We start from the raw sequence: 677 nt of genomic DNA, 5'->3' as shown, positions 1-677 counted from the left end.
GGCGCTCGCCGCCCCTGGCCCTGCGGCAAGCGGGATTCCCATGCGTAGGCAAGTGGAAGCGCCGCCGCGCGCACCCTCACTTCGCCGCGTCGACGATGCCGCTCACGATCACGCGCCGCGCGCTGACACCGACGGTCTCGAACGGCAGCTATGTCTACGGCTCGCCGGGCGCGGTCGTGAGCCTGGCCGGCGTCGTGAACGGCGACAGCGTCGCGCCGATCGCGACGCTCGGCGCGCAGGGCGGCATCGCGATGGGCGCGAACGGCGCCGGCTACGGCTTCGCCGACCGGGTCGGCGCGGGCAGCTGGAACTTCACGCTGACCGGCCTCGGCGGCAGCGCGGCCTCCAACTACACGCTGGACCTGTCGGGCACGGTGAGCGCCCAGCTGTCGATCGCGAAGAAGCCGCTGGATTACTTCGTGGGCAACGGCTCGCAGACCTATGGCTCGACACACACGATGCCCACGGCCTTCATCGGCGGCGTGCTGGCCGGCGACGACGTGACGCCGGTGGTCGGACTCACGTCCGGCGGCACGCCCGTCGCGGTGAACGACCGCCTGGCCGCGGGCAGCTACGTCGCCTCGGTCACTTCGCTGGACGGCGCCTCCGCGTCAAACTACAGCGTGGGCACGATCAACAACCACGACGGCGTCTATCGCGTCGACCCGAAGCTGCTG

1 protein-coding gene is annotated in these 677 nt (G+C 71.3%); it reads left to right on the top strand.

Annotated features, from left to right (window positions below):
* Window positions 1-95: 95 nt before the first annotated feature.
* On the top strand, window positions 96-677 hold a 582-nt coding region (locus FUT87_RS20440), incomplete at its 3' end, for a hypothetical protein (protein WP_147242208.1).

Source organism: Mitsuaria sp. TWR114 (genome assembly GCF_007997345.1).
The sequence above is the reverse complement of the archived record's forward strand: the minus strand, read 5'-3'. Positions and strand labels throughout refer to the sequence as shown.